Origin of the sequence: Streptococcus timonensis, from assembly GCF_047463455.1 — a bacterium.
Classification (GTDB): Bacteria; Bacillota; Bacilli; order Lactobacillales; family Streptococcaceae; genus Streptococcus; species Streptococcus timonensis_B.
On record NZ_JASHDV010000001.1, the window covers coordinates 252,762 to 278,583 of the forward strand.

Here is a 25,822-nt window from a genome sequence, read left to right on the forward strand (position 1 = left end):
CTCTTCCTTTCAGGGTATCTATTAATTATAAATTGTTTTTTTATTTTTGACAAGACCATAATACCCTGTGGAGAGTATTAATCTTCCGCAATGAATCCATCATTTTCGATGAAATAACGTTCTGTCATTCCATTTTCAGTAAAAACAATACCATGAAGAACGCCACCATAAACAGCTCCTCCATCCATTCCAATTTTACCATCATCAGTAATCCAAAGTTCAGATGTGCCAGGTTTTTGGTTTAACAAACCGTATACAGGAGTATGACCAAATACAATTGTTTTTCCTGTATGATTTTCAGCTTCATGGAATGGTTTTCTTAGCCAGACTTTCTTATAGTCTGTAGTCTCATGCCAATCATCTAGGGTCAAATCAATTCCTGCATGAACGAAGATATAGTGGTCTGTTTCAATCACGAATGGCATTTGTCGGATAAAAGCAACCAAGTCTGCTGCTTCAGTTTCTACACGTTTGGCATCTTCTATCGGATCTACCGGAGCATCCAAAGGACGTCCTAGTATAGAATTAATCGTCGTATCTCCACCATTTCTACGATAATGGTCATAGCTTGCCTCAGGATTGTCAAGCCAAGTTAAAAACATGTATTCATGGTTACCGGAAATGCAAATCGCATTTTGATGATCTACCAAGTCCTTGACCATCTCTAAAACACGACGACTATCCTCACCTCTATCTATTAAATCTCCAAGAAATAGTAACTGTGTTTGACCATCCCATGTTTTGAGGAGGTCTTCCAACATTCCAGCTTTTCCATGAACATCTCCGATTACATAGTAATCTGTCATTTATTTCTCCTTATGTTTCAACAATTCTTTTGCTTGTGTCAGAGCAGCCTCTGTTACATTATCACCTGCTAGCATCTTAGCAACTTCTTGCACGCGCTCTTCAATAGTTAAGAGACGGACGATTGATACTGTAGAATGCTCATCACTAATCTTTTCAATAAAGAACTGATAATCTGCAATAGCAATCACTTGTGCTAAGTGAGAGATTGCTAAAACTTGGCCATGCTGCCCAATCTTATGAATCTTCTGGGCAATAGCTTGCGCCACACGCCCTGAAACCCCTGTATCTACTTCATCAAATACAATACTAGTCTTACCTTCCTTACGTGAAAAGGCTGATTTAATTGCTAACATTAGCCGTGATAATTCACCACCAGAGGCAACTTTTACTAGAGGTTTGAAGTCTTCTCCAGGGTTAGTTGAAATAAAGAATTCAACCGTTTCGTTTCCTTCACGACTAAATTTTCCTTTAGTAAAACGGACTTGGAACTGAGCTTTCTCCATATAGAGATCCTGCAATTCTTTCTTGATATCAGCTTCTAAATCTTTCGCTAAATCGTGTCGAGCAAGAGATACTTGATTAGCTAAATCTACTAATTGCTTTTCAAGTTTCTTAAGTTCAAGTTCCATATCTTCTGATGAAAGATTATTTCCAGTTAAGAGATTATACTCATCCGTAATCTTAGAAAAGTAATCTAAGACTTCGTCCACACTACCTCCATACTTTCGTGTAATAGTGTGAATTAAATCCAAGCGACTTTCTATCTGTAACAAATGATTCCCATCGAAATCTAGATCATCTAAAATATTCTCTAATCTTTTGGTGATGTCTTCTAAAACATAATAAGACTCTGATAGAGATGTTGAAATTTCTCGATATTCTGGATCATACTCTTCTAAACTTTCCATATCATTCATTGCAGAACGAACATTAGCTAAGCTAGAAAACTCTTCATCATCAAGCATACTATAAGCATTTGTCAAGGTATCCGCTATATTTTTATGATTGAGAAGTTTATCTCTTTCTTTGTTTAGAGCTATATCTTCACCAGCTTTTAAATTTGCTGCTTCAATCTCAGATATCTGAAACTCTAACATTTCAATGCGAGCTTTGTGTTCCTCTTGGTTTTTCTTAATATCAAGAACTTGTTTACGCATACGACGATAATGATCAAAACTTTCTTGATAGGCTTCCTTTAATTCAAAGAAAGTAGCATCTCCAAATTCATCCAACATTTGAATATGTCTTTGAGGGCGCATTAGTTCTTCTTGATCGTGTTGACCGTGAATATCGACTAGGTGCTGACCGATGAGTTTTAGAACAGAAAGATTGACTAGTTGACCATTAACTCGACTAATACTACGACCATTGCGCAATATTTCACGTCGAATAATAATGTCATCACCAAGCTCTAGTCCTTGTTCATCAAAAAGTTCTTGTAAAACCCGACTATTCTCTACAGAGAAAAGACCTTCAATTTCTGCCTTTGGAGCGCCATGACGAATAACATCAGTCGTTGCTCTTGCTCCTAACATCATATTCATAGCATCAATAATAATTGACTTCCCGGCTCCTGTTTCACCAGTCAAAACCGTCATCCCTTTTTCAAAGTTTAGGGAGATGGCTTCAATAATGGCGAAATTTTTTATCGAAATTTCCAGTAACATATAAACCTACCAATTTTTAACTTTTTCAAAAACTTCCTTGGCTTCTTCTTCAGTTCTTAATACCATAAGAATCGAATTATCATCAGCTATACAACTAAAAAGTTTTTCTGAAAAAACCTCTAGTAATTGACTTTTAACAAAAAGAGTATTCCCTGGAATAATTTGAAGATTAATCATCTGTCCCAAACGCTCTGAATGTACAATATTATTCTCAGCTAATTGCAGACTTTTAACAACCGATTTTGGGAGTTCATAGATATAGGTATTATTTTTCAAAGGAATTTTTACGATTCCAAGTTCTTTAATATCTCTTGAAACTGTTGCTTGGGTAGCTGAAATCCCAGCCTCTTTTAAATACTCTACAATTTCTTCTTGAGTCCCAATTTGATAATCGGTAACAAATTTTCTGATTTTTTCTAGTCTAATTTTTTTATTCATCTTTAAACTCTCTATGTGCTTCTTCTACTAGTTGATTTATTTGCGAAGAGACCTGATTAATTGCCTGGTCTTCTTTTTGTAAATAAGCTAAAAATTCTATATTCCCATGGCCACCTTGTATCGGAGAGTAGCTCAATCCTAGAACTGAAAATCCTTCTTGAACAGCCATATCTGTCACTGATTCTATGACATGTTGGTGAATCTTGGCATCTCTGATAATACCATTCTTACCAATTTGTTCACGTCCAGCTTCAAATTGTGGTTTAATCAATGCAACGACTTGTCCTTGATTTGCCAAAACTCTATGAAGAGCAGGAAGGATAAGCCCCAGAGATATAAAACTTACATCAATACTCGCAAAAGATGGCTCTTGTTCAAAATCAGTTTTTTCAGCATAACGGAAATTAAACTGCTCCATACTAACAACCCGCTCATCTTGGCGTAATTTCCAAGCAAGTTGGTTAGTACCGACATCCACAGCATAGATAAGCTGAGCACCATTTTGCAACATAACATCGGTAAAACCACCTGTAGACGCTCCAATATCAATCGTTATTTTCCCTTCAACTGATATACCAAACTCTTCCAATGCTTTTTCGAGCTTTAAACCACCTCGACTGACATACTTAAGCTTTTCACCCTTAAGCTTTAACTCAGTATCATCAGGAATTTTTTCTCCAGGTTTATCGAATCGTTCACCGTTAAGAACAGCAACAACTAAACCAGCCATAACTCCTCTTTTAGCTTGCTCTCTTGTCTCAAACAAACCTTGTTTATAAGCTAGTACATCTACTCTTTCTTTAGCCATTGATTCTCAAACTTTCTACTATTTTTACAATTGGTTCTTTATCAAAGTCGACTAATTGGCTAATCTCGTCTAATTTTTCATTAGCATGATCCAAAGTTCGGTTACAAAAAATTTTTGCCTCATTCAATCCTAACAAAGCAGGATAGGTTGATTTCTCAGCTTGTAAATCTTTTTTCGGAGTCTTACCAATTTCTTCAAAACTAGCTGTCACATCTAAGACATCATCTCTAACTTGGAAAGCAAGTCCAATCAACTCCCCAACTGTTTTCAGCTGTTTTTGAAGATTTTCATCCAATCCTGCAATAATTCCTGCTGCTTGAAAAGGAAAGGCTAAAAGTTTACCAGTCTTATTGGCATGGATGGTCTGAAGTTCTTCTAAGTTTAAGTGTTTCCCTTCACCTTCCATATCTAATACTTGACCAGCTACCATTCCCATACTACCCGAAGCAAGGGACAAGGAAGCTATCAAATCTACCTTAGTCTGACTTGATAATTCAGCTTGTGCAATTAGAGCATATGGATCCAAAAAAAGAGCATCGCCTGCTAAAATAGCTAAGGCTTCACCAAACTTTTTATGGTTAGTTAAACGCCCACGACGATAATCATCATCATCCATTGCGGGAAGATCATCATGGATCAAGCTTCCAGTGTGAACCATTTCAAGCGCTGCCGCAACCTGAGCATGAGCTGATGTAAGAGGAACTTTTAAGGCTTCTAAAACTTCTAAAAGGAGATAGGGGCGAATCCTTTTACCTCCAGCATGTATGGAATAAAGAACTGCTTCTCTTAAACTTGACGCAAATTGCTGGTCACCATAAAACTCCTCTAAGACTGATTCAACTAGGACTAGTTTTTCTTGCTTGTTCATAGAAGTTCGCTTTCTGTTCCATCCTCTTGCATGACTTTAACCAAGGTCTTTTCAGCTTTATCAAGCGTCGCTTGCAATTCTTTTGATAATATCATCCCTTTTTGAAAAGCAGCAATAGCATCTTCTAAAGCAATTTCACCATTTTCTAAACTCTGAACAATCGTTTCAAGTTCTGCTAAATTTTCCTCAAATTTCTTTTGTTTTGACATCTTTAACCTCTAAATCTACTTGACCATCTCGCATCATCAGCATAACTTGGTCATTTACTTTTAAATCTTCTGCCGAAGATACCACTGCATCTTCTTTTTTGACAATAGCAAAGCCCCTTGCCACAATTCTACTTGTATCTAGCATAAGAAGAGCCTCTGAAAGGCGTTTTACTTCAGCAACTTTAGCATCATATGTCACAGCCATCTGACTACGCATTAATTTTTGTAATTGTTGAATACGGTCCTGGTAACGCTGAAGCTTAACGATCGGCGATAATTGCTCCAAACGGTGAATTTGAACTTGAACCTTCTGTTGATTTCTAACTAACTCTCCATTCAATCCCTGCTTCAGTCGAAGTACTAACTGATCCAAGCGTTGTAGATATCCATCATATAAACGCTCTGGTTGCCTGAAGATGACTGATTGACTAAGTCCTCTCAAGGCTTCTTTTTTCTTTGATAAAGTATTTTGTACTGCAGTAGCCATTCGTTTTTCTTGATTCTGAAGATAGGTCAGAAGATCTAACTTAGTCACAGGCGTTGCCAGTTCTGCTGCAGCCGTCGGTGTAGCAGCCCTCCTATCTGCTACAAAGTCAGCTAAAGTTACATCCGTTTCATGACCTACACTAGAGATAATCGGTAAGCGTGATTCAAAAATAGCACGTACAACAATCTCTTCGTTAAAGGCCCAAAGATCTTCGATGGAACCTCCACCTCGACCAATAATAAGGACATCTATATCGTCACGTTCATTTGCTCTAGCAATGTTACAGGCAATCTCCTCCGCCGCCCCTTCGCCTTGAACCTTGGTAGGATATAAAACAATCTCTATCCCTGGAAAACGTCTGCTAACAGTGGTAATGATATCCTGGATAACAGCTCCACTACGACTAGTCACAACCCCGATACGTTTTGCAAACTGAGGGATTGCTTGTTTAAAGCGGTCTTGAAAAAGGCCTTCTTCTGATAGTTTCTTTTTTAATTGTTCGAACTGAATCGCAAGCGCACCTATGCCATCCGGCTCAGCCTTTTCAATGATAATCGAATAGCTTCCGCTTGGTTCATAGATTTGGATACGACCGATCACATTGATCTTCATCCCTTCTTCCAAATCAAAACCTAGTTTCTGATAAATACCTGACCAAATAGTCGCTTGAATAACAGAACGGTCATCTTTGAGAGAAAAATACTGATGAGTTGGACGCTTACGAAAGTTAGAAACTTGACCAGTTAAATAGACCCGTTCTAAGTATGGGTCTTTATCGAATTTCATTTTTAAATACTTGGTCAAAGTTGTAACCGATAAATACTTTTCCATCTATACCTTCAATTCATTTTCTAGCATTTCCTGGGTATTATTATACCAAAAAAACGTTTAAAAATCTCTTTTTTCACCTCTAGAATACGAAAAGAAGACTGGATTTCTTTGACCTTGTCTTATAATATACAAAAGCCCTTGGAAAAATCCAAGGGCTTTAATTAGTTCACTGAACTATTTTATTTTTTTAAGTTGTAGAATGATTTCAATCCACGGTATTCAGCTACTTCACCAAGTTGGTCTTCGATACGAAGCAATTGGTTGTATTTAGCAATACGGTCAGTACGTGAAAGTGAACCAGTCTTGATTTGTCCTGCGTTTGTTGCAACTGCGATGTCAGCGATTGTTGAATCTTCAGTTTCACCTGAACGGTGTGATACAACGGCAGTGTAACCAGCTTCTTTAGCCATTTCGATAGCTTCGAAAGTTTCAGTAAGAGTACCGATTTGGTTAACTTTGATAAGGATTGAGTTAGCAGCACCTTCTTGGATACCACGTGCAAGGTAGTCAGTGTTAGTTACGAAGAAGTCATCACCAACCAATTGGACTTTCTTACCAAGACGTTCAGTAAGAGCTTTCCAACCGTCCCAGTCATTTTCATCCATACCATCTTCGATAGTGATGATTGGGTATTTGTTAACCAATTCTTCAAGGTAGTCGATTTGCTCTTCAGATGTACGAACAGCAGCTCCTTCACCTTCAAATTTAGTGTAATCGTAAACTTTACGTTCTTTATCGTAGAATTCTGATGAAGCACAGTCAAATCCGATAAATACGTCTTTACCTGGAACGTATCCAGCAGCTTCAATCGCAGCAAGGATAGTTTCAACACCATCTTCAGTTCCTTCAAAACGAGGAGCGAATCCACCTTCGTCACCTACGGCAGTTTCCAAACCACGTGATTTAAGAATTTTCTTAAGAGCGTGGAAGATTTCAGCACCGTAACGAAGAGCTTCTTTGAATGTTGGAGCACCAACTGGCAAAATCATAAACTCTTGGAATGCGATTGGAGCATCAGAGTGAGATCCACCATTGATGATGTTCATCATTGGAGTTGGAAGAACTTTAGTGTTAAATCCACCAAGGTAGCTGTAAAGTGGGATTTCAAGGTAGTCAGCAGCAGCACGAGCTACAGCGATAGATACACCAAGAATAGCGTTAGCACCCAATTTACCTTTATTAGGAGTTCCGTCAAGAGCGATCATAGCACGGTCAATAGCTTGTTGATCACGTACATCGTAACCGATGATTGCTTCAGCAATAATGTTGTTCACATTGTCAACCGCTTTTTGAGTTCCAAGACCACCGTAACGAGATTTGTCGCCGTCACGAAGTTCAACCGCTTCATGCTCACCAGTAGAAGCTCCTGATGGAACCATACCACGTCCGAAAGCACCTGATTCAGTATAAACTTCTACTTCAAGTGTTGGGTTACCGCGTGAGTCTAGGACTTCGCGAGCGTAAACATCAGTAATAATTGACATTTTGTACTCTCCTTATTGAGTTAATTTTTTTACACCTCTATGATACCTTAAAAATACTCCTTTTTCAAGAAAAAACGTTAACTTTGTGCAATTTTTCCTTAACTTTATAAAGTAATCGCTTTCTTCTTTTTTCTTTCTTATGCTTTTTATGTTATACTATTTTTATGACTGATTTATCAAAACAAATTCTAGAAAAAGCTAATGGTGGCCTAAAATTAAATCCTGATGAACAAAGACGCTTTCTCGGTACATTTGAGGAAAGAGTACTAGGTTTTGCAGATATTGAGACAACAAATGATGACAAATTCAAAAACAACTTTCCAACTATCTTAAATTGTTTAAAAGAAAACACGGAACCTCTATTTGTCAAAATTTCACCTCAAGTTGTTTTTGAGAAGCAGGTTTTTTATTTAAAACAGGCAAAGGATGCTAATTGCCAAGCGACAATTGTTTCAGAAGACCATAACTCTTCTCCTTTCGGCATGGTCATACACAGTGATAGACCTGTTAAAACCCAAGAAAAAGACCTTAAAAAGGCCTTTTCTAACTTATGGCAAGAGAAAGAACCAAAGGCTCCAACTTCTCTTTGGAAAAAATGGTTTGGTTAACTACTTTATCGATAAAAGTTGACCGATATTAAACGCTGTATTTTCTAAATAATGGGCAGTATTTTTAAAGCTGTCTTCTAATGGTTCGCTCTTTTCTAAAATGGAGAAAGCTGCAACTAGATTTTCAAATGGTAATTGAGGTAAATCCTCTGACAAACTACCACATATTGCAATAACTGGAACACCTTTGGGTGTTCTTTTTGCTACGCCAATTGGGGCTTTGCCAGCCAAACTTTGAGAATCTAACCTACCTTCACCAACAATTACTAGATCAGAATTTTTGACCTTTTCATCAAAATGTATCAAATCCAAACAAGTTTGAATTCCAGATACGATTTCTGCTCCAGCAAATGCACACAAACCAGCTGCAATGCCACCACCCGCTCCGGCACCTGCTAGTTTTAAAGTTTCAGGTGAGAAATTACTATAAAATTCCTTAATAACCCTATCAACTTCTTTGAATTTTTCAGGATTTAATCCCTTTTGCTTTCCAAATACATAGGTTGCACCATCTGCACCACAGAGAGGATTGGTGACATCCGCTAATATTTTTATCTGTACATCTGAAGGTAAGGAAACAGCCTCTTGATTTGAAAGTTCAGCTATTTCGAACAGTGCCTGACCAGTAGCTAAAAGCTCTTTTCCACTTTGGTCATAGAATTGATAACCAAGACCCGATGCAATTCCAATTCCTCCATCGTTACTGGCAGTTCCACCAACACCGATATAAATTTCCTTAATGCCCTGATTTACCAAATGCCTGATTAACTCTCCTATCCCTTTTGTAAAAATATCTAAAGGATTTCTCTTTTCATGAGGTATCTTAGCAAGCCCTACAAGATCTGCAACTTCAAAAAGTGCCATATCCCCTTTTTGGACATAGGGCATTTGTACCTCGTCTCCAAAAGGACCAGTTACTAGGGTACTTTTTTCTAATAGTCCTAAAGAGTTTTTGATGGCTTCTATAGTACCTTCTCCTCCATCTCCTACTGGTAAACATAAACAGTCTACTTTAGGTAAGGCTCTTTCTAGACCTCGCTTAATAGCTTTTGCTACTTCACCTGCCGAAAGAGTCTCTTTAAAAGAATCTGGCGCAACTACAATTTTCATACACTTCTCCTTCTCTTTAAAGGAAATTAATCAAGTCCAATATTTTTACTAAGTCTCTTTCGTCAATATACAGTTTGATTTCTTTTTTTAGAATATCTTTAGCACAAAAAGCAACTCCGATTCCAGCTTTCTTAAGCATCTTTAAATCGTTCGCTCCATCACCTACGGCAATTGTTTTATCCAAAGATATATCTAGTTCACTAACCCATTGAAGAAAAATTTCTTCCTTGACTTCTCGAGTAATGACTTGACCAATAAGTCGACCGGTAAGCCTTCCATTATTTATTTCTAACTGATTTGCAGCAAACAAATGAATCCCTAAACTATTTGCTAACCTTTCAACGATGGGTACAAAACCACCTGATATGATGCCAACAGCAATCTTTTTTTTCTTGAAGAATTGAGATAAACTCATGAGCATTTTTACTTAGATGAAGCTCTTTATATACTTGATCAAATACATCGACTGAAATTCCCTTCAATAAAGAAACACGCCTTTTCAAGCTTGATTCAAAATCTAATTCTCCACTCATTGCTCGACGAGTCAATTGAGAGACTTCTTGCTCACAATTCGCTTTACTGCCTAAAATATCAATTACTTCCTCTTCTATCAGCGTGCCGTCAACATCAAGCACGCAAAGACCTCTTACTTTTGACATTTCTATTCCTAACTAATATTATCCCAAAAAATCGTATGAAAGCTTCATACGATTTTTATTGCTTTAATTTACCAAGCTTTGGTACAAGTGCAAATAGGATTGACAAGCTGTATCCCAAGAGAAATCACGTTCCATGGCTTGTAACTGTAGTTTCTTCCAGGTCGCTGGATGATTTTGATAAACATCCAAGGCTGTTTGTAGAGCCCAGTTAAGCCAAAATGGGGTCAAATTATCAAAGCTGAATCCTGTACCACTACCATCAACTGGATTATAGGCTTGAACTGTATCTCTCAGACCACCTACTTCATGGACCAAAGGAAGTGTTCCATATCTCATGGCCATCATTTGAGAAAGCCCACATGGTTCAAAACGACTTGGCATAAGGAAGAGATCACAAGCGGCATAAATTTCTTGCGCTAATTTCACATCAAAGGTGATGTTAGCAGAAAGTTTATCAGGAAATACTTGACCAAACCAAGAGAAGGCTTGTTCAAAACCTGGATCACCAGTTCCCAAAAGCACAATCTGAATATCTTCTTGTAGCATACGATGTAAACTCTCAACTACTAAATCAAAGCCTTTTTGACGAGTCAAACGTGAGACGATACCAATCAAAGGTACATCATCCCTAACAGGTAGACCCACTTTTTCTTGCAATTTTGCTTTATTTTGAGCCTTCCCTGACAAATCAGTTTTTGAAAAATGATAATCCAATAGTGGATCTGTTTCAGGATTGTAGAGATCTGTATCAATTCCGTTTACAATACCAGATAGTTTTCCAGATTCCATACGTAGGATTTGATCGATTCCACAACCAAACTCAGTTGTCATAATTTCATAAGCATAGCTTGGAGAAACAGTTGTTACACGATCTGCATAAAGAATACCTGCCTTCATCCAGTTGAGGCAATCATTCCAACGAACTGTACCATCAGCATAACGTTCAAAACCAACTCGGAATAAATCCCAAAGCATACTTTCTGAGAATTGACCTTGAAACTCTAAGTTATGAATCGTTAAGACAGTCTTAATTCCTTGATAGGCTTGAATCCATCTATATTTTTCTTTCAGAAGGAAAGGAATCATAGCCGTATGATAGTCATGCGCATGTAGAACATCAGGGATAAAACCAACTCTCTCCATTGCTTCAAGGGTTGCAAGTTGGAAGAAGGCAAAGCGTTCACCATCATCAAAGTCACCGTATACATGACCTCTAAAGAAATAATATTGATTATCTATAAAGTAAAAGGTAACTCCGTTTAAAACTGTTTTCTTAATTCCACAAAATTGTCTACGCCAACCAACATATACCTCAAATTGAAGAACATCTTCAATTTGATCACCAAATTTAGCTTCTACCATATCGTAGTAAGGCAGGAAAACAGCAACTTCATGTCCTGCCTTAACTAATGACTTGGGTAGAGCTCCAATGACATCTCCCAGTCCACCTGTTTTTGAAAAGGGAGCGCCCTCTGCTGCTACGAATAAAATTTTCATGAAAGAATATCCTCTGTTACTTTTTCGCCCTTCTTAACAACTACAGGATGTTCTGCAGTGCCTCGAATAACAACACCTTCAGCAACCTCAACACCCTTATCCAAGATAGCATATTCTACCTTAGCACCCTTACCAATGACCGCACGTGTAAAGAGGAGACTATCTTTGACTAAGCTGTCTTCATGTACGCGGACATTACGAGATAATACAGAGTTGACTACTTCACCTTCGATAATACTACCAGAAGCAAACTGAGACTTAGCTACTTTAGAGCTTGATGCATAGTAAGTTGGCTCTTCATTTTTAACCTTAGTATAAATCTTTTGGTTCGGAGTGAACAATGAGTAGAACTTATGTAAATCGAGCATATCTTTATTCGCTTGATAATAAGATTCTACAGAATGAATATTAGCCAGATATCCAGTATATTCATAAGCAAAAGCACCTGATTCCTCTGCTAAATCACGGAGAACATAGCGTAATTTTTCTGGATTTTCTTTCTTAGCTTCTTCTTCAAGACGTTCAATCAACCACGGAGTATCAACTACAAAAATGTCTGTAGACATATTGTATAAGTCTTGGTTTGAATTTTCATCAAACAAGTGATGTGACAAAACATGGTCAGTTTCATCAACTTCCAAGATAGCATTAACTCCTGAAATATCTTTCTTGGGTAGTTTTTTATAAACTACTGTAATCGGAGATTTTGTTGTGTTGTGTAAATGGAAGACTTGATTAAGATCAATATTAATCAATACATCACAGTTAATTGAAACTGTTTGGTTTGATCCCGAACGTTTCAAATATGTAAGGAGTTGTTGATAGTATTCTTTACCAACAGTGCTACTTTCTACACGAGTGTTGTAGATACCAAGATAGTAGTGGCTGAGGAGTGTAGACAAGCCCCACTCGCGTCCAGAGCGGATATGGTCAAATACAGAAGAAATATTATCTTGTTGGAAGATACCAAAGATACTACGTACACCAGCATTTGCAAGACTTGAAAGAGGGAAGTCAATCAAGCGATATTTCCCGCCAAATGGCAAACTTGCTACAGGACGATTGCTCGTCAATGTTGACATATCGTGAAATCCAACTGTATTTCCTAAAATCGCTGAATATTTATCAATCTTCATCTGTTGCTACCCCCACTACTTCGTTATATCCGACAACCTGAACTTCCTCAGTTCCATCAATCTCAACACCTTCTGCAATAACTGCACCTTCGCCAATAATAGCACGTCTAATCTTAGCACCTTTACCTACAACGGCTCCACTCATGATAACAGAGTCAACGACTTCTGCTCCCTCACGAACTTGTGCTCCTGTTGAAATAATCGAATGTTTTACTGTTCCATCCACTAAACATCCATCTACTACGAGAGAATCTTCTACATGAGCATGTTCTCCAATAAAGTTTGGTGGAGAGATCAGGTTACGAGAATAGATTTTCCATTGACGATTACGACTATCTAAAGCGTTGTCTGGAGAAATATATTCCATATTTGCTTCCCAAAGCGATTCGATAGTGCCGACATCCTTCCAGTATCCACTGAATTCATAGGCATAAACACTTTCTCCAGACTCTAAGTAGTTAGGAATAACATTCTTACCAAAGTCTGACATGTCAATATTATTCTTTTCAGCTGCAACGAGCATATTGCGCAGACGTTTCCAATCGAAAATATAAATACCCATTGATGCCTTAGTTGATTTTGGTTGGGCAGGTTTTTCTTCGAATTCAACAATGCGATTATTAGCATCTGTATTCATAATACCGAAACGACTAGCTTCTTTTAATGGTACATCCAAGACAGCTACAGTCAAGCTGGCATTGTTATCCTTGTGTGATTGGAGCATATCATCATAGTCCATTTTGTAGATATGGTCTCCTGAAAGAATCAAAACATACTCAGGATTAATGCTATCGATATAGTCAATACTTTGGTAAATCGCATGACTTGTACCTTCAAACCATCGATTTCCTTCACTTGCAGAGTAAGGTTGAAGGATAGAAACACCTGAATCAATTACATCAAGACCCCAACTAGAACCATTACCAATGTGGCTGTTGAGAGCTAGTGGTTGATACTGTGTGATAACCCCAACATTGTGGATACCAGAGTTGGCACAGTTAGAAAGAGCAAAGTCAATGATACGATAGCGCCCACCAAATTGCACAGCAGGTTTTGCAATACTTTGAGTGAGTTTACCGAGACGAGTTCCTTGCCCACCAGCAAGGATTAAAGCTAGCATTTCATTCTTCATTTTCTACTCCTTTTTGAGTGTTATTAGTGACTTTTTTAGTAGGTTTTATGCGACGTTTGATTTTCCAAATACTTGCCCCCATAGCTGGCAAAGTAAAGGTCAAAGTCTGCTCATAATCCTTCCATAACCCTTCTTGAGTTTGAACAGTTTGGTTGTGTTCTTTCCAAACACCTCCCCATTGTTCCAACTCTGTATTCCAAATTTCTTCATACACACCTGCAACTGGCAGTCCAATTGTGAAATCAGATCGTTCGACTGGTGCCATATTAAAGACACAGACTAGCATTTCATCTTTCTTACCTTTACGAATGAAGGAAAGAACGCTTTGGTCTCTATTATCTGCATCAATGATTTCAATTCCATCATAGCTCAAATCGACTTCCCATAGACAGCGATGGTCTTTGTAGAATTGATTCAGTTGAGAAGTGAAGTATTTCATCTTAGCATTCATTGGATCTTCTAAGTTAGACCATTCCAATTGCTCCTCAGATTTCCATTCTAGGAATTGACCAAATTCACTACCCATGAAGAGTAATTTCTTACCAGGGTGACAAATTTGATAAGTATAAAGGTTTCTCAGGCCTGCAAACTGATTGTAGCGATCTCCCCACATCTTATGCATCATACTCTTCTTACCATGAACCACCTCATCATGAGAGAATGGTAGAAGATAATTTTCATTAAAGACATACATAAAACTGAAGGTTACAAGGTTAAAATCGTACTTACGGTAAATTGGATCTTCTTCGTAGAAACGTAGAATGTCATTCATCCAGCCCATGTTCCACTTGTAGTCAAATCCAAGACCACCAATCTCTTTTGGACCTGTAATTTTAGTAGCTGAAGAGCTCTCTTCTGCAATCATCATGACATCCGGATGAGCAAGCTTAATAATATCGTTTAAACGTTGAAGGAAATAGTAGCCTTCATAGTTGAGATTACCACCATCTTTATTTGGTGTCCATGGTGCATTGTCGTAATCAAGATATAGAATGTTACTTACTGCATCAACTCGAATTCCATCCAAGTGGTAGAATTCAATCCAGAACTTTATACTAGAAATCAAGAAAGACTGTACTTCGTTTTTACCTAAGTCAAAGTTAAGTGCCCCCCATCCGTAGTTGTTGGCCTTATTATGGTCCTGGTATTCAAATGTTGGCGTTCCATCATAGTATGCTAAGGCATCGTCATTGATTGTAAAGTGGCCAGGAACCCAGTCTACGATAACCCCAATATTGTTTAAATGACATTCCTCAACAAAATCTTGAAACTCTTCTGGTCTTCCGTAAGAATGCTCCAAGGCGAAATAACCCATGAGTTGATAACCCCAACTCAAACCAAGTGGATGAGCCATCAAAGGCATAAACTCAATGTGTGTATAATTCATCTCCACTAAGTAAGGGATGAGCTCTTCTTTTAGTTGAGCAAAACTATAAGGTGTTCCGTCAGGATTTCTCTTCCATGAACCTGCATGAACCTCATAGATATTAACTGGTCTGTCGAAGAATCCCCAACGTTTTCTACGAGCTAACCATAGGCCATCCTTCCATTTTTTTTCAGGAATCTCTGTTATAATTGCTCCTGTCTCAGGGCGAGCTTCAAAGCGTACAGCCAAAGGATCAATTTTCATAATTTGATGACCGTTTGAACGAGTAATATTATATTTATAAATTTGTCCCTCATGCGCTAGGGGAGTAAAGACTTCCCAAACTCCATAATCATTTCGAACCATGGGAATTTGATTTTCTGTCCAGTTTGTAAAATCACCAACTAAATGGACAGCTTGCGCATTTGGAGCCCAGACACGGAAAGTATAACCCTGCTCTCCATCCTGCTCTTCACGATGCGCTCCTAATAAGTGCTGAAGGTGGAAGTTCTCGCCAGTTGTAAATGTTCTTAAAGCTTCAAATTTATCCATTGAATCCTCCTTTTATTGTAAGCGTTTTCTATATATCTATTATACTACCTTTTAAAATAAGTTTCAAGCAATTTCCTGATTATCCTAAAATTTTTTTTGAAAATCTTCAAACAATTATCTTAGACTTTCTTAAATTTTCATAAATTGATGATTTTTAAGATAGTCTCTTTGTCAATATGAGTAAATTTCTTGGTATTTATAAAGAATATCCTTTCTTTCTTAAGTTAAAAACTGAACATTTTGTATAAATTTATAAATTTTATATGAAAAATGTCTCTTAAAGACTATTTTAACAATTTTACTTAAATTTTCAAATATTTTTAGTAATTTTCATGATTTTAAACAATTTTTTTTATTCTATTAACAAAAAAACTCAAGATTGTATCTTGAGTTTGATTTTGCATTATGATAAAACTTTCATGACAGCTACACTGACATCATCAATAGCATTTTCTTGATTTGAACGACTATTTGTAACCAACATTTCTAGATTACCAGCATTTTCATAATAGAAAGATGCACCTTTGGCATTAAATACAACCAAGAAATGTTCTTTAGTTCCTTGAATCTCATAAACAATCCAACCACTATTCTGAATGGCGGTATGCACAAAGACGTGACGGTATACTTCCTCGTATGTAGGATAAGAAAAGGCGCTAGTCTGTGTTTTAAGACGGATAATTTGGCGGATAAAGTCTATACTTTCTTGACGTTCATTAATTAGATCCCAATTAACTTGGTTAACGCTATCAGGAGCATTGTAACTGTTCATAGCTCTCTCACGATCATCATGAGTCAACTCACCATTTTCTCCAGTTGCTACGAGTTTAGTACGCCCAAACTCCTGCCCGAGTTCCATGAAAGCCATTCCTTGCATAAGAAGGTTCATAGCTGTTGCGGTTTCCACTTTTTTCATAATTCGTTCTTCACTCTCCGTTGGATGAAGAGTTGCTAGCAAGTCATGTAAGTTATAGTTATCGTGGGCTTCCACATAGTTCAAGACTTGGTTAGGACTGAGGTAAGAACCAAGTTCACGACTTCCCAAGATAGACTTAGCAACGATTGGTTCAGTACCGGCTCCACTTACGAAGCCTGATTTGATATCACAATAAACTTCAGCACCCTTAACCGCATTACGTTGATCATCATTGAAAAATCCAATATTAGGTAACTGATAGGCATTGTCTTTCTTAGCCTTATCATAAGGAGCAAGACCAGTTCCCATATCCCATCCTTCTCCATAAAGGATGATTTTAGGATCGACTTCATCCATAGCCCAACGGATCATCTGCATAGTTTTAACGTCATGGATACCCATCAAGTCAAATCGGAAACCATCAATATTAAATTCTTTAACCCAATAAAGAAGCGAGTCAATCATATACTTACGGAACATTTCGTGTTCACTAGCAGTTTCATTACCTACACCGGTACCATTTTGATAGGTCCCATCACGATTCATTCGATAATAATAATCTGGTACCGTTGTTTGAAATGGTGCATCGACTACAGAGAAAGTATGATTATAAACAACGTCCATGATGACACCGATACCAGCATCATGATAAGCCTGAACCATAGTTTTTAAGTCACGAATAACCTGACCTGGATCATTTGGATTTGTCGACATGCTGGTTTCTGGAGCATTGTAGTTTTGTGGGTCATAACCCCAGTTGTAAGTTACATTCCCATCAGCATCATATTCTTTATGACGATCAGCAATCGGCTGCAGTTGGACATAGTTAACTCCAAGCTCTTTGATATAGTCAAATGCTGTAGACTGTCCATACTGATTGACTGTCCCCGTTTGAGCGGCTCCCAAAAAAGTTCCTCTTAATTCTGGAGCAACACCAGAAGTTTCAGACTTGGTCAAGTCACGAATATGCATTTCGTAAACAACAGCCTGACAAGGATTTTCCAATCGCCAAGTTGCTTCCGTTCCATTCTTAACTTCAAAACCATCTACCTGACGTTTCTGTTCCGAAACAATTGCTGAGCGTTTTCCATCAGGACTAGTTGCAATTGTATATGGATCGCGGGTTAAAGATTGGTGATGTGGGAAGTCAATTTGGTAGTGATATGCACGACCCGCAAGACTTTCCGGAACTGTAAGACTCCAGACACCAATTGTATTATATTTATGACTGTATGAATAGCTGTTCCCTCGCTCCATCTCATAAGTTTTTAAAATCGGAGCATCATTAGAAGCTGATTCATAAACTACGACTTGTACAGAGGTTGCTGTCGGTGCCCAAAGACTAAAGCTTGTTTGAGTATCAGAAACTTGACAACCCAAATCACCTTGGTAGCCCCAATGATGGTCAAAACTAGCACTATTAATAGCCTTGTCAAAAGCAAAAGGATTTTGATCCTTATAGTGAGGGCTTGCAATAGCAGGATTCTCGGAGTAGTAGACTGTATCGTCTCCATCTAAAATCCAAACTTCTGTCAAGAGTGGATAATAGTTGAAACGAATTGGATACTCTTTTGAAACTCCGTCTTTTGTAACTACAAAAGTCATCGTTTCGATAGCTTTTTCGCTAGATTGAGTGAAAGAAAATTTTTCTCCAAAATACTCTTCTTCTTTTACTAACTCGACTGTATCGAGCGGCTTCTTACTAAAACTACAATCTTTATAAGCCTCATCCTTACGATGATAATGAATAAGTACAGGATAATTGTACATAGTTCTCCCTAATTTCTAATTGTTAAATTTTAAAAAAATAATTTCTTGTTTAAATTTTCGAGTTGAGCAAGAAATCTAAGATAGTCATTCTTTAGTGTGTAATGATTATAAACTCTCCAACCAAGCTTCATCTCGAATCTCAATTCCAAGTTCTTGTGCTTTTTGGAGTTTGCTTCCTGCATCTGCTCCTGCTACCACAAGGTCAGTCTTCTTCGATACACTACCCGTTACCTTGGCTCCAAGATTTTCGAGTTTACTTTTAGCTTCCGAGCGAGTAAGACGTTCAAGTTTTCCTGTCAATACGACTGTTAGACCTGATAAGGCTGCATCTGCTGCAGCTACCTGTCCTTTGTGATCTAGATTAACACCTGATTCTTTCAATTCTCTTAAAAGAATTTTAGAACCTTCTGTAGCAAAATAAGTCTGTATACTTTGAGCAATGACACTTCCCAGACTTTCGATGCTTGCTACTTCTTCAGGATTTGCTTGGGCAAGTGCTTCAACAGAATGAAAGTTTTGAAGTAACAACTGACTTGCCTTACTTCCAACATGACGAATACCTAAACCAAATAACAGTTTTTCAGCGGAATTTTCCTTAGAAGCCTGAATGGCTTGATAAAGTTTTTGAGCCGATTTTTCCTTGATACCATCTAATAAGAGAAAATCTTCCACAGTTAATCGATAAATATCCGCAACATCTTTAACTAAATTGGCGGCAAATAATTTTTCTACGATTGATGGACCAAGGCCAGAGATATTCATGGCATCACGGGATGCGAAGTGTATTAAACCTTCTTTAATCTGAGCTGGACAACGTGGGTTTATACAACGAAGAGCCACCTCATCTTCAAAGTGTAATAGCTTGCTATCACAACTTGGACAGTTTGTTGGAATATCTAGTTTCTCCTCTGACACACGCTTTGATTCTACGACACGTAGAACGGCTGGAATGATATCTCCTGCCTTATAAACAATAACAGTATCATCCTTGCGAATATCCTTTTCAGCGATATAGTCAACATTATGAAGCGTTGCACGACCAACTGTTGTACCTGCCAATTGCACCGGAGTAAGATTGGCAGTCGGAGTTACGACACCAGTTCGTCCTACTGTCCAGTCAACAGAAAGCAGTTTTGCTTCTTTTTCTTCTGCTGGAAACTTATAAGCGACTGCCCACTTAGGCGCTTTAACTGTAAATCCAAGTTGCTCTTGACCAGCTAGGTCGTTGACCTTAATTACGACACCGTCGATGTCATAAGGCAATTGGTCTCTTTCTTGACCTACTTCTTGGATAAACTTCCAAACTTCATCCATGCTGTGCGCTAATATGCGTCTTGGATTAACAACAAAACCCAATTGTTCTAAATGTTCCAAAACCTTCTCTTGGCTATCCCGAGTTGAAGGGCTTGCTTCTTGATAGAGGAAGGTTGCAAGATTACGTTTGGCTACTATTGCTGTATCTAGCTGGCGAAGAGTTCCTGCAGCAGCATTTCGTGGATTAGCAAACTCTGGCTCCCCGTTTTCTTGACGAGCAAGATTGACCTGATTGAAAGAAGCTCTCGGCATATAACATTCACCACGAACAGTGATATCTATTTTTTCTGGTAAGGATAAAGGAATATCTTTCACTCGTTTAAGATTTTCCGTGATATTTTCACCAATTGAACCATCACCACGAGTCGCCCCAACAACAAAAATTCCTTGCTCATAAGTCAAGGAAATCGATAATCCATCAATTTTTAACTCACAGATATAAGTAACTTCGTCCAATTCTTTACGAACACGCGCATCAAAGGCATCGAGCTCTTCACGAGAAAAAGCATCCTGCAAACTATAGAGAGGATACTGATGACTATATTTTTCAAAACCATCAAGAATCTTACCGCCAACACGGTGGGTTGGACTATCTGGCAAGACTTGCTCTGGATGAGCTTTTTCTAACTCTACCAATTCACGATAGAGACGATCATACTCACTATCAGATACAGATGGGTTATCACTTGTATAATACTCTGTCGCATAGCGATTGAGCAACTCAACGAGCTCTTTCATTCTTTCATTCATAGAACCATTTTACCATAAAAAGGACTATAGAAACAATACTCAAGCTCTAAAAAAGAAAATGAGAAGGATATTTCTATCACTTCTCATTTATTTTTATTTTTTTCGATTCAAAATAGCATTCAAGATAATGGCAACAGCACTCGCAATGACAATACCATTTGAGAAGAACATTTGGAAGGCTGTTGGTAGGGTATTGAAAAGGTTGCTTCCGTTTAGTCCAACACCAGCTGCAATAGAGACAGCTGCAATAAGGAAGTTATGTTCATTGTTTTCAAAGTCAACACGTGACAGTATCTGCATCCCTTGTAAAGAAACAAATCCAAACATAACTAGCATAGCTCCTCCAAGAACAGGGCTTGGAATAATTTGCGCCAAGGCACCAAACTTAGGTAAGAGACCAAGTAGGATAAGGAAACCAGCTGCATAGTAGATTGGCAAACGAGTACGAATACCTGACAGTTTAACCAAGCCAACGTTTTGAGAAAATCCTGTATAAGGGAAGGTATTGAAAATACCACCAAGCAAAACAGCAAGTCCTTCAGCACGGTATCCATTACGAAGACGAGTGCTATCGATTGGATCTTTAGTTATATCGGAAAGAGCAAGGTAAACACCAGTTGATTCAACCATTGACACAGTAGCGATAATACACATCATGACAATAGAAGAAATCTCAAATTGTGGAGCGCCAAAGTAGAATGGAGTTGGGATATGAACAAGTGGAGCTTCTGCTACCGGAGAGAAATCAACCAATCCCATAGTTGCAGCAATAATTGTACCAGCAATCAAGCCAATCAAGATAGAAATAGACTTAATGAACCCCTTAGTAAAGATATTTACCAAAAGAATAATAAGGATAGTAATAGATGCTAATGCCAAACTTTGTCCCGTTGGTTTTTCGACATTATTTCCCATATTCCCAATAGCTACTGGAATCAAGGTCAATCCGATTGTTGTAATGACAGAACCTGTTACGATTGAAGGGAACAGATTAGCAATCTTAGAAAATACACCTGCTACAAGAACGACATAAATACCAGAAGCAATCAAGGCCCCAAACATAGCACCACTACCATGACTTTGTCCAATCATGATAAGAGGAGCAACAGACTGAAAGGCCACACCTAGAACGATCGGTAAACCAACACCAAAATATTTATTTAATTGTAACTGCAATAAAGTTGCGACCCCACACATAAAGATATCCGTAGAGATAAGGTATGTCAGTTGTTGAGGCGAGTAACCTAGGGCACCTGCAATCATGATTGGTACTAGGATTGAACCTGAGTACATAGCAAGTAAGTGTTGCAAGCCCAATACGGCTGCTTTTGAGTGATTTTCTTTTTGATTCATTAGATGTCTGCCTCCTTGAAGATAACTCTTCCATTTTCAAAACGCTCTAAACGAGCAAGTGATACTACCTGATGACCTGATTTTTCTAACAGTTCACGACCATCTTGGAAAGATTTTTCAATCACAATCCCGACGGCCTCGACTGTAGCACCAGCTTGTTCGATAATCTGAATCAAACCTTTAGCTGCTTGACCATTAGCCAAGAAATCATCAATAATTAATACTTTATCTCCTGGAGATATAAACTTCCCTGCAATAGATACGGTACTAGTAACTTGTTTAGTGAAAGAATAAACCTCAGCAGTTAAAATCCCCTCATTCATAGTGATATTTTTTGCCTTCTTAGCAAAAATCATAGGTACGTCCAATTGTTCAGCTACATATAAAGCTGGTGCAATTCCAGATGCCTCAATTGTTACAACTTTAGTAATTCCAACATTTTCAAAATGTTCAGCAAAAGTACGACCAATCTCACGCATCAAAGAATAATCTACTTGATGGGTTAGAAAAGAGTCCACCTTAAGAATATTCTCACCAAGGACATTACCGTCCTTTAAAATTCGTTCTTCTAATAATTTCACAATAACCTCCGAAATAAAAAAGAGACTTACAAAGTAAGTCTCCAAGCTGAAATAGAGACAGCAATCCCCTGTCTTTATCTCTTTTGTGACTTACTCATTGTTAGGTATTTACGGTACCTTGTAGAAACGCCACGCCAATTCGCGGCATAAATAAGTAATCATATTTTTTAGTGAGCATCTCCATTCCAGATAGAGTTCTTCACGATCACATAATCTACATGTCTAAGATCAGCTACTTTACGACCTCCAGCATAAGAAATCGAACTTTGCAAATCTTGTTCCATCTCTGTTAAGGTATCCTGTAAATGTCCTTTGGCAGGAAGAAGAATTTTCTTTCCTTCGACATTCTTATAGGCACCTTTTTGGTATTCTGAAGCAGAACCATAGTATTCTTTAAATTGTTTACCATCGACTTCGACAGTTTTACCAGGACTTTCAATATGACCTGCAAATAGTGAACCAATCATAACCATGCTTGCACCAAAGCGGATTGACTTGGCGATGTCTCCATGTGTACGAATCCCACCATCAGCAATAATCGGCTTACGCGCAGCTTTAGCACACCAGCGAAGAGCCGCTAGCTGCCAACCGCCTGTACCAAAACCAGTTTTAACCTTAGTGATACATACTTTACCTGGTCCGATACCAACCTTAGTGGCATCTGCTCCCGCATTTTCTAATTCACGTACTGCTTCTGGAGTTCCTACATTTCCTGCAATGACAAAAGTATCAGGTAATTCTTTCTTGATATGCTGAATCATCGAAATGACACTATCTGCATGACCATGTGCTATATCAATCGTGATGTACTCTGGAGCATCATCTTTTAATTGACTAACAAAGTCATACTCATAATCCTTAACACCAACTGAGATTGAAGCAATTAGACCTTGGGCATGCATACGCTTAATAAAAGGGATTCTCCCAGCTTCATCAAATCGATGCATAATATAGAAGTAACCACCCTTAGCAAGTTGTTCTGCAACATCTTCATCCATGATGGTCTGCATGTTAGACGGAACTACTGGTAACTTAAAAGTGTGATTCCCAAAGGTTACATGTGTATCAGCTTCTGCCCTACTATTAAGGACACATTTGTTAGGGATTAACTGAATATCTTCGTAATCAAAAATCGGAAATTCGTTCAACATTTTTCTCTCATTTCTTTAGTTTTGACTTTCCTAAAGTTAGGAATAGTCTTGTCTTTTTACAGACGATTCCTTTGACAAGTTTACAATATATTCCTATTTTTGTCAATAATTATGTTTTTTATCATATAATGTTCGGAATTTCTTTTTTATTACATTTAAGATTTAACAAGAAAATATATAGTCACCACTATTACCACCATTCCCAAAATCCAAACTGTTTTAAAATACCATTTTCGAGTTTTATGATGGAAAATAAGTCCTCCAAACCAGGCTCCAAAGCCACCAAATATAAAAGCTCCTAAGAGTAAATACTTCTCTGGAATTCTCCAATGGCCGCGTTTAGACTTATATTTATCAATTCCATATAGAATAAAGATAAAGAAATTCCATAGTAAGAGTAGAATGCTAGGAACTTGTTTTAAATCAATCATCTACGTATAAGTCTCCTTGTCAGTTGTTTTATCCTATTTCTTTTTTCTAGTCAAGTCCCAACTTCTCTCGATTAAATCCAGGATCTGCTGGTCTGATAAGCTCTCATCAAGCGGGACACTGATCCAATATCTTTTGTTCATATGAAAGCCTGGGTAAATTCCCTTTTGTGAAAGCAAGTCTGCTACGTGATCATGTTTAAGGTTGACTGCTTCCACTAGTCCTTCTCTCCCCTTATCTAGCCTATCCCAAGGTATTTTCATTAAAACTGCATACCACTTTTGATTAGATTCATGACGGAGAACAGCCGTATCAGGAGATTTTTCCCATAGATATTCTAATTGGTTACCATATTTTTCTTGGACTATTACCATGACTCTCTTAGTCTGAGGACAAATAAAATCTTGGACATCAAAACATGACTTACGAATCTGATACAAAACTTCTAGACAAGCTTCCCTTACTGCTCCAACAAAAGAGCCTCTCATACTTTCCATATGGACTTGAGGATATAAATCACCCGTTTCCTGATCATAAACATGAAATCTTATTTCTTTATCCACTATGGATACAATCATTTGAAAGTCATCTTCTAGTATTAGACTGCTATATTTGAATATTCCATCCTCCTCAATGAAACCAAAAGAAATAGCTTTCTTCTTATTAAATTCATAAGCTTTAAATATATCTAACATAAGCGAAAACTGCTACCAAAAGCTAGCAGTTCCTTTCTATTTTTTAAAAGACAACCTTTGTTCCATGTAATTGTGTCACACCTAATTGATTGATAAAGGTTTGACGGTTGTCCATGTCAATCCCGCCACCAGGTAGAATTTCAATTTTACCCGTAGCATAGTCTAACAGTCTCTGATAACAACTAAAACGTTTCTCTAAAGAATCACCAGGTACACCAGCACGAGTGAGAATACGTTTCACACCAGCTTGACTTAACCAGTCAATGGCCTCTAACTGATCTTGGTCGCTCAATTCATCAAAAGCCATATGGAAGACAATCTCCATTCCTTTTGATGCAGCAATTAGCTTTTCGAGATTATACTTATCTAACTTGTTGTCAGCTGTCAATACCCCAAATACAACTCCTTGACTTCCTGCTTGAGCTGTCAAACGAATATCATCAAGCATGATAGCTACTTCTTGATTGGTGTAGACAAAGTCACCACCTCGTGGACGAATCATGGTCATAATGGTAGTTTCATAGTTAGCTGCAAGTTCTACTGCAGCCTTGGTCACTCCATAACTTGGGGTTGTTCCACCTACCGCTAAATTGTCACAGAGTTCAATACGGCGAGCTCCAGCTTCCATAGCTTTTTCAATTAAAGTAATATTTTCAGCACAAAATTCGTAAATCATTTGATTCTCCTTGAAGATTTCTTTGAATTTATTATATCATATTAATCTGAGTAATCCCTGTTTTTTATCAAGGGAAATAATTACTTTTTATGTTATTCTTTATCTGGAATTACCTTAAAGAGGTAATAAGTTATGAATACCGTTAAGCAACCTAACGCGACTTTAACAAGCAAAAGGGGAGCAAAGTAGATGGAGATACCCATCAAGATATAAATCGAAATGATAATTTTCTTCTTGCGTTCACGCGCAATGGACTTGGTTTCTCTAAAATCCGCAACATAAGTTTGATAGAGCTTGGTATGATAGAGCCAGTCTTCAAATCGCTTAGAAGATTTTGAAAAACAAGCAATCGACAATAAGAGAAAAGGAGTTGTAGGTAATAAGGGCAAGGCTACACCAACTATGGCCAAGGCTAAAGAGATAAATCCAATACTGAGATAAATAATACGCATATCTTTTCCTAGTTATAAATTTTGTTATTTTAGTTTGCCATAAAGAGATGAGATCTGTCAAGTTTTAACTTAAAAG

23 protein-coding genes, 1 pseudogene and 1 riboswitch are annotated in these 25,822 nt (G+C 37.8%); of the genes and pseudogenes, 1 reads left to right on the forward strand and 23 read right to left on the reverse strand.

Going from position 1 to position 25,822, the window contains the following annotated elements; all coding sequences use genetic code 11:
* Nucleotides 1-77: 77 nt before the first annotated feature.
* From QM847_RS01290 to eno, 8 genes are all read right to left on the reverse strand, one after another.
* Complete coding sequence (locus tag QM847_RS01290) at nt 78-806, reverse strand: metallophosphoesterase family protein (protein WP_414353357.1); 729 nt, start codon at nt 804-806, stop codon at nt 78-80.
* Nucleotides 807-2,474 (reverse strand): DNA repair protein RecN, encoded by a 1,668-nt coding sequence (gene recN / locus QM847_RS01295; RefSeq protein ID WP_414353358.1) that lies wholly within the window; start codon nt 2,472-2,474, stop codon nt 807-809. It abuts the gene before it with no gap.
* Between the two features lie 6 nt (nt 2,475-2,480).
* Entirely contained in the window at nt 2,481-2,912 is a 432-nt protein-coding gene (locus QM847_RS01300) for an arginine repressor (protein ID WP_269797776.1), read from the reverse strand.
* Nucleotides 2,905-3,720 (reverse strand): TlyA family RNA methyltransferase, encoded by an 816-nt coding sequence (locus QM847_RS01305; RefSeq protein WP_414353359.1) that lies wholly within the window; start codon nt 3,718-3,720, stop codon nt 2,905-2,907. The genes QM847_RS01300 and QM847_RS01305 overlap by 8 nt, the downstream gene beginning before the upstream one ends.
* Nucleotides 3,713-4,588, reverse strand: coding sequence for a polyprenyl synthetase family protein (locus QM847_RS01310; RefSeq protein WP_414353360.1), 876 nt, complete (start codon nt 4,586-4,588; stop codon nt 3,713-3,715). Before QM847_RS01310 ends, QM847_RS01305 begins: the two co-directional genes overlap by 8 nt.
* Nucleotides 4,585-4,797, reverse strand: a complete 213-nt coding sequence (locus QM847_RS01315) for an exodeoxyribonuclease VII small subunit (protein WP_075567625.1) — start codon at nt 4,795-4,797, stop codon at nt 4,585-4,587. The genes QM847_RS01310 and QM847_RS01315 overlap by 4 nt, the downstream gene beginning before the upstream one ends.
* Nucleotides 4,775-6,115 (reverse strand): exodeoxyribonuclease VII large subunit, encoded by a 1,341-nt coding sequence (gene xseA, locus QM847_RS01320; protein ID WP_269797779.1) that lies wholly within the window; start codon nt 6,113-6,115, stop codon nt 4,775-4,777. The genes QM847_RS01315 and xseA overlap by 23 nt, the downstream gene beginning before the upstream one ends.
* Before the next feature lie 179 nt (nt 6,116-6,294).
* A complete protein-coding gene (eno, locus tag QM847_RS01325; protein WP_006148599.1) occupies nt 6,295-7,599 on the reverse strand; it encodes a surface-displayed alpha-enolase in 1,305 nt (434 codons plus the stop codon).
* Nucleotides 7,600-7,763: 164 nt separating this feature from the next.
* Between eno and QM847_RS01330 the strand changes: the two genes are divergently transcribed.
* Nucleotides 7,764-8,207, forward strand: a complete 444-nt coding sequence (locus QM847_RS01330; RefSeq protein ID WP_269797780.1) for a DUF1694 domain-containing protein — start codon at nt 7,764-7,766, stop codon at nt 8,205-8,207.
* Here QM847_RS01330 and QM847_RS01335 read toward each other — a convergent pair whose 3' ends face one another.
* The 15 genes and pseudogenes from QM847_RS01335 to QM847_RS01405 all read right to left on the reverse strand — a co-directional run bounded on the left by QM847_RS01335 (nt 8,208) and on the right by QM847_RS01405 (nt 25,746).
* Entirely contained in the window at nt 8,208-9,317 is a 1,110-nt protein-coding gene (locus tag QM847_RS01335; protein ID WP_269797781.1) for a glycerate kinase, read from the reverse strand. It lies immediately after the preceding gene.
* Between the two features lie 16 nt (nt 9,318-9,333).
* Nucleotides 9,334-9,976: pseudogene (gene serB / locus QM847_RS01340) on the reverse strand (phosphoserine phosphatase SerB).
* Nucleotides 9,977-10,039: 63 nt separating this feature from the next.
* Nucleotides 10,040-11,473 carry a glycogen synthase GlgA gene (glgA, locus tag QM847_RS01345; protein ID WP_269797783.1) on the reverse strand — a complete coding sequence of 478 codons (1,434 nt, stop codon included), beginning with the start codon at nt 11,471-11,473 and terminating at the stop codon, nt 10,040-10,042.
* Nucleotides 11,470-12,609 carry a glucose-1-phosphate adenylyltransferase subunit GlgD gene (gene glgD / locus QM847_RS01350; RefSeq protein ID WP_269797784.1) on the reverse strand — a complete coding sequence of 380 codons (1,140 nt, stop codon included), beginning with the start codon at nt 12,607-12,609 and terminating at the stop codon, nt 11,470-11,472. Before glgD ends, glgA begins: the two co-directional genes overlap by 4 nt.
* The gene (locus QM847_RS01355; protein ID WP_414353361.1) at nt 12,599-13,741 is read right to left on the reverse strand and encodes a glucose-1-phosphate adenylyltransferase; all 1,143 of its coding nucleotides are present in this window, start codon (nt 13,739-13,741) and stop codon (nt 12,599-12,601) included. Before QM847_RS01355 ends, glgD begins: the two co-directional genes overlap by 11 nt.
* Complete coding sequence (gene glgB, locus QM847_RS01360) at nt 13,731-15,659, reverse strand: 1,4-alpha-glucan branching protein GlgB (RefSeq protein ID WP_414353362.1); 1,929 nt, start codon at nt 15,657-15,659, stop codon at nt 13,731-13,733. The genes QM847_RS01355 and glgB overlap by 11 nt, the downstream gene beginning before the upstream one ends.
* A gap of 403 nt (nt 15,660-16,062) precedes the next feature.
* Nucleotides 16,063-18,345: a type I pullulanase gene (gene pulA / locus QM847_RS01365; RefSeq protein WP_414353363.1), complete on the reverse strand. Its 2,283-nt coding sequence runs from the start codon at nt 18,343-18,345 to the stop codon at nt 16,063-16,065.
* Nucleotides 18,346-18,450: 105 nt separating this feature from the next.
* Nucleotides 18,451-20,409 (reverse strand): NAD-dependent DNA ligase LigA, encoded by a 1,959-nt coding sequence (gene ligA, locus QM847_RS01370; RefSeq protein WP_414353365.1) that lies wholly within the window; start codon nt 20,407-20,409, stop codon nt 18,451-18,453.
* Nucleotides 20,410-20,502: 93 nt separating this feature from the next.
* A complete protein-coding gene (locus QM847_RS01375) occupies nt 20,503-21,762 on the reverse strand; it encodes a nucleobase:cation symporter-2 family protein (RefSeq protein ID WP_269797789.1) in 1,260 nt (419 codons plus the stop codon).
* Entirely contained in the window at nt 21,762-22,343 is a 582-nt protein-coding gene (locus QM847_RS01380; RefSeq protein ID WP_414353366.1) for a xanthine phosphoribosyltransferase, read from the reverse strand. The genes QM847_RS01375 and QM847_RS01380 overlap by 1 nt, the downstream gene beginning before the upstream one ends.
* 77 nt (nt 22,344-22,420) lie before the next feature.
* Nucleotides 22,421-22,517, reverse strand: a riboswitch (purine riboswitch).
* Nucleotides 22,511-23,494 (reverse strand): GMP reductase, encoded by a 984-nt coding sequence (gene guaC, locus QM847_RS01385; RefSeq protein ID WP_414353367.1) that lies wholly within the window; start codon nt 23,492-23,494, stop codon nt 22,511-22,513. It overlaps the preceding riboswitch by 7 nt.
* A 155-nt stretch (nt 23,495-23,649) precedes the next feature.
* Nucleotides 23,650-23,922 (reverse strand): DUF1294 domain-containing protein, encoded by a 273-nt coding sequence (locus QM847_RS01390; RefSeq protein ID WP_414353755.1) that lies wholly within the window; start codon nt 23,920-23,922, stop codon nt 23,650-23,652.
* A 36-nt stretch (nt 23,923-23,958) separates the two neighbouring features.
* The gene (locus QM847_RS01395; protein ID WP_414353368.1) at nt 23,959-24,618 is read right to left on the reverse strand and encodes an MmcQ/YjbR family DNA-binding protein; all 660 of its coding nucleotides are present in this window, start codon (nt 24,616-24,618) and stop codon (nt 23,959-23,961) included.
* Between the two features lie 43 nt (nt 24,619-24,661).
* Nucleotides 24,662-25,294 (reverse strand): copper homeostasis protein CutC, encoded by a 633-nt coding sequence (locus QM847_RS01400; protein ID WP_414353369.1) that lies wholly within the window; start codon nt 25,292-25,294, stop codon nt 24,662-24,664.
* A gap of 92 nt (nt 25,295-25,386) precedes the next feature.
* The gene (locus QM847_RS01405) at nt 25,387-25,746 is read right to left on the reverse strand and encodes a YbaN family protein (protein ID WP_142557079.1); all 360 of its coding nucleotides are present in this window, start codon (nt 25,744-25,746) and stop codon (nt 25,387-25,389) included.
* Nucleotides 25,747-25,822: the final 76 nt, after the last annotated feature.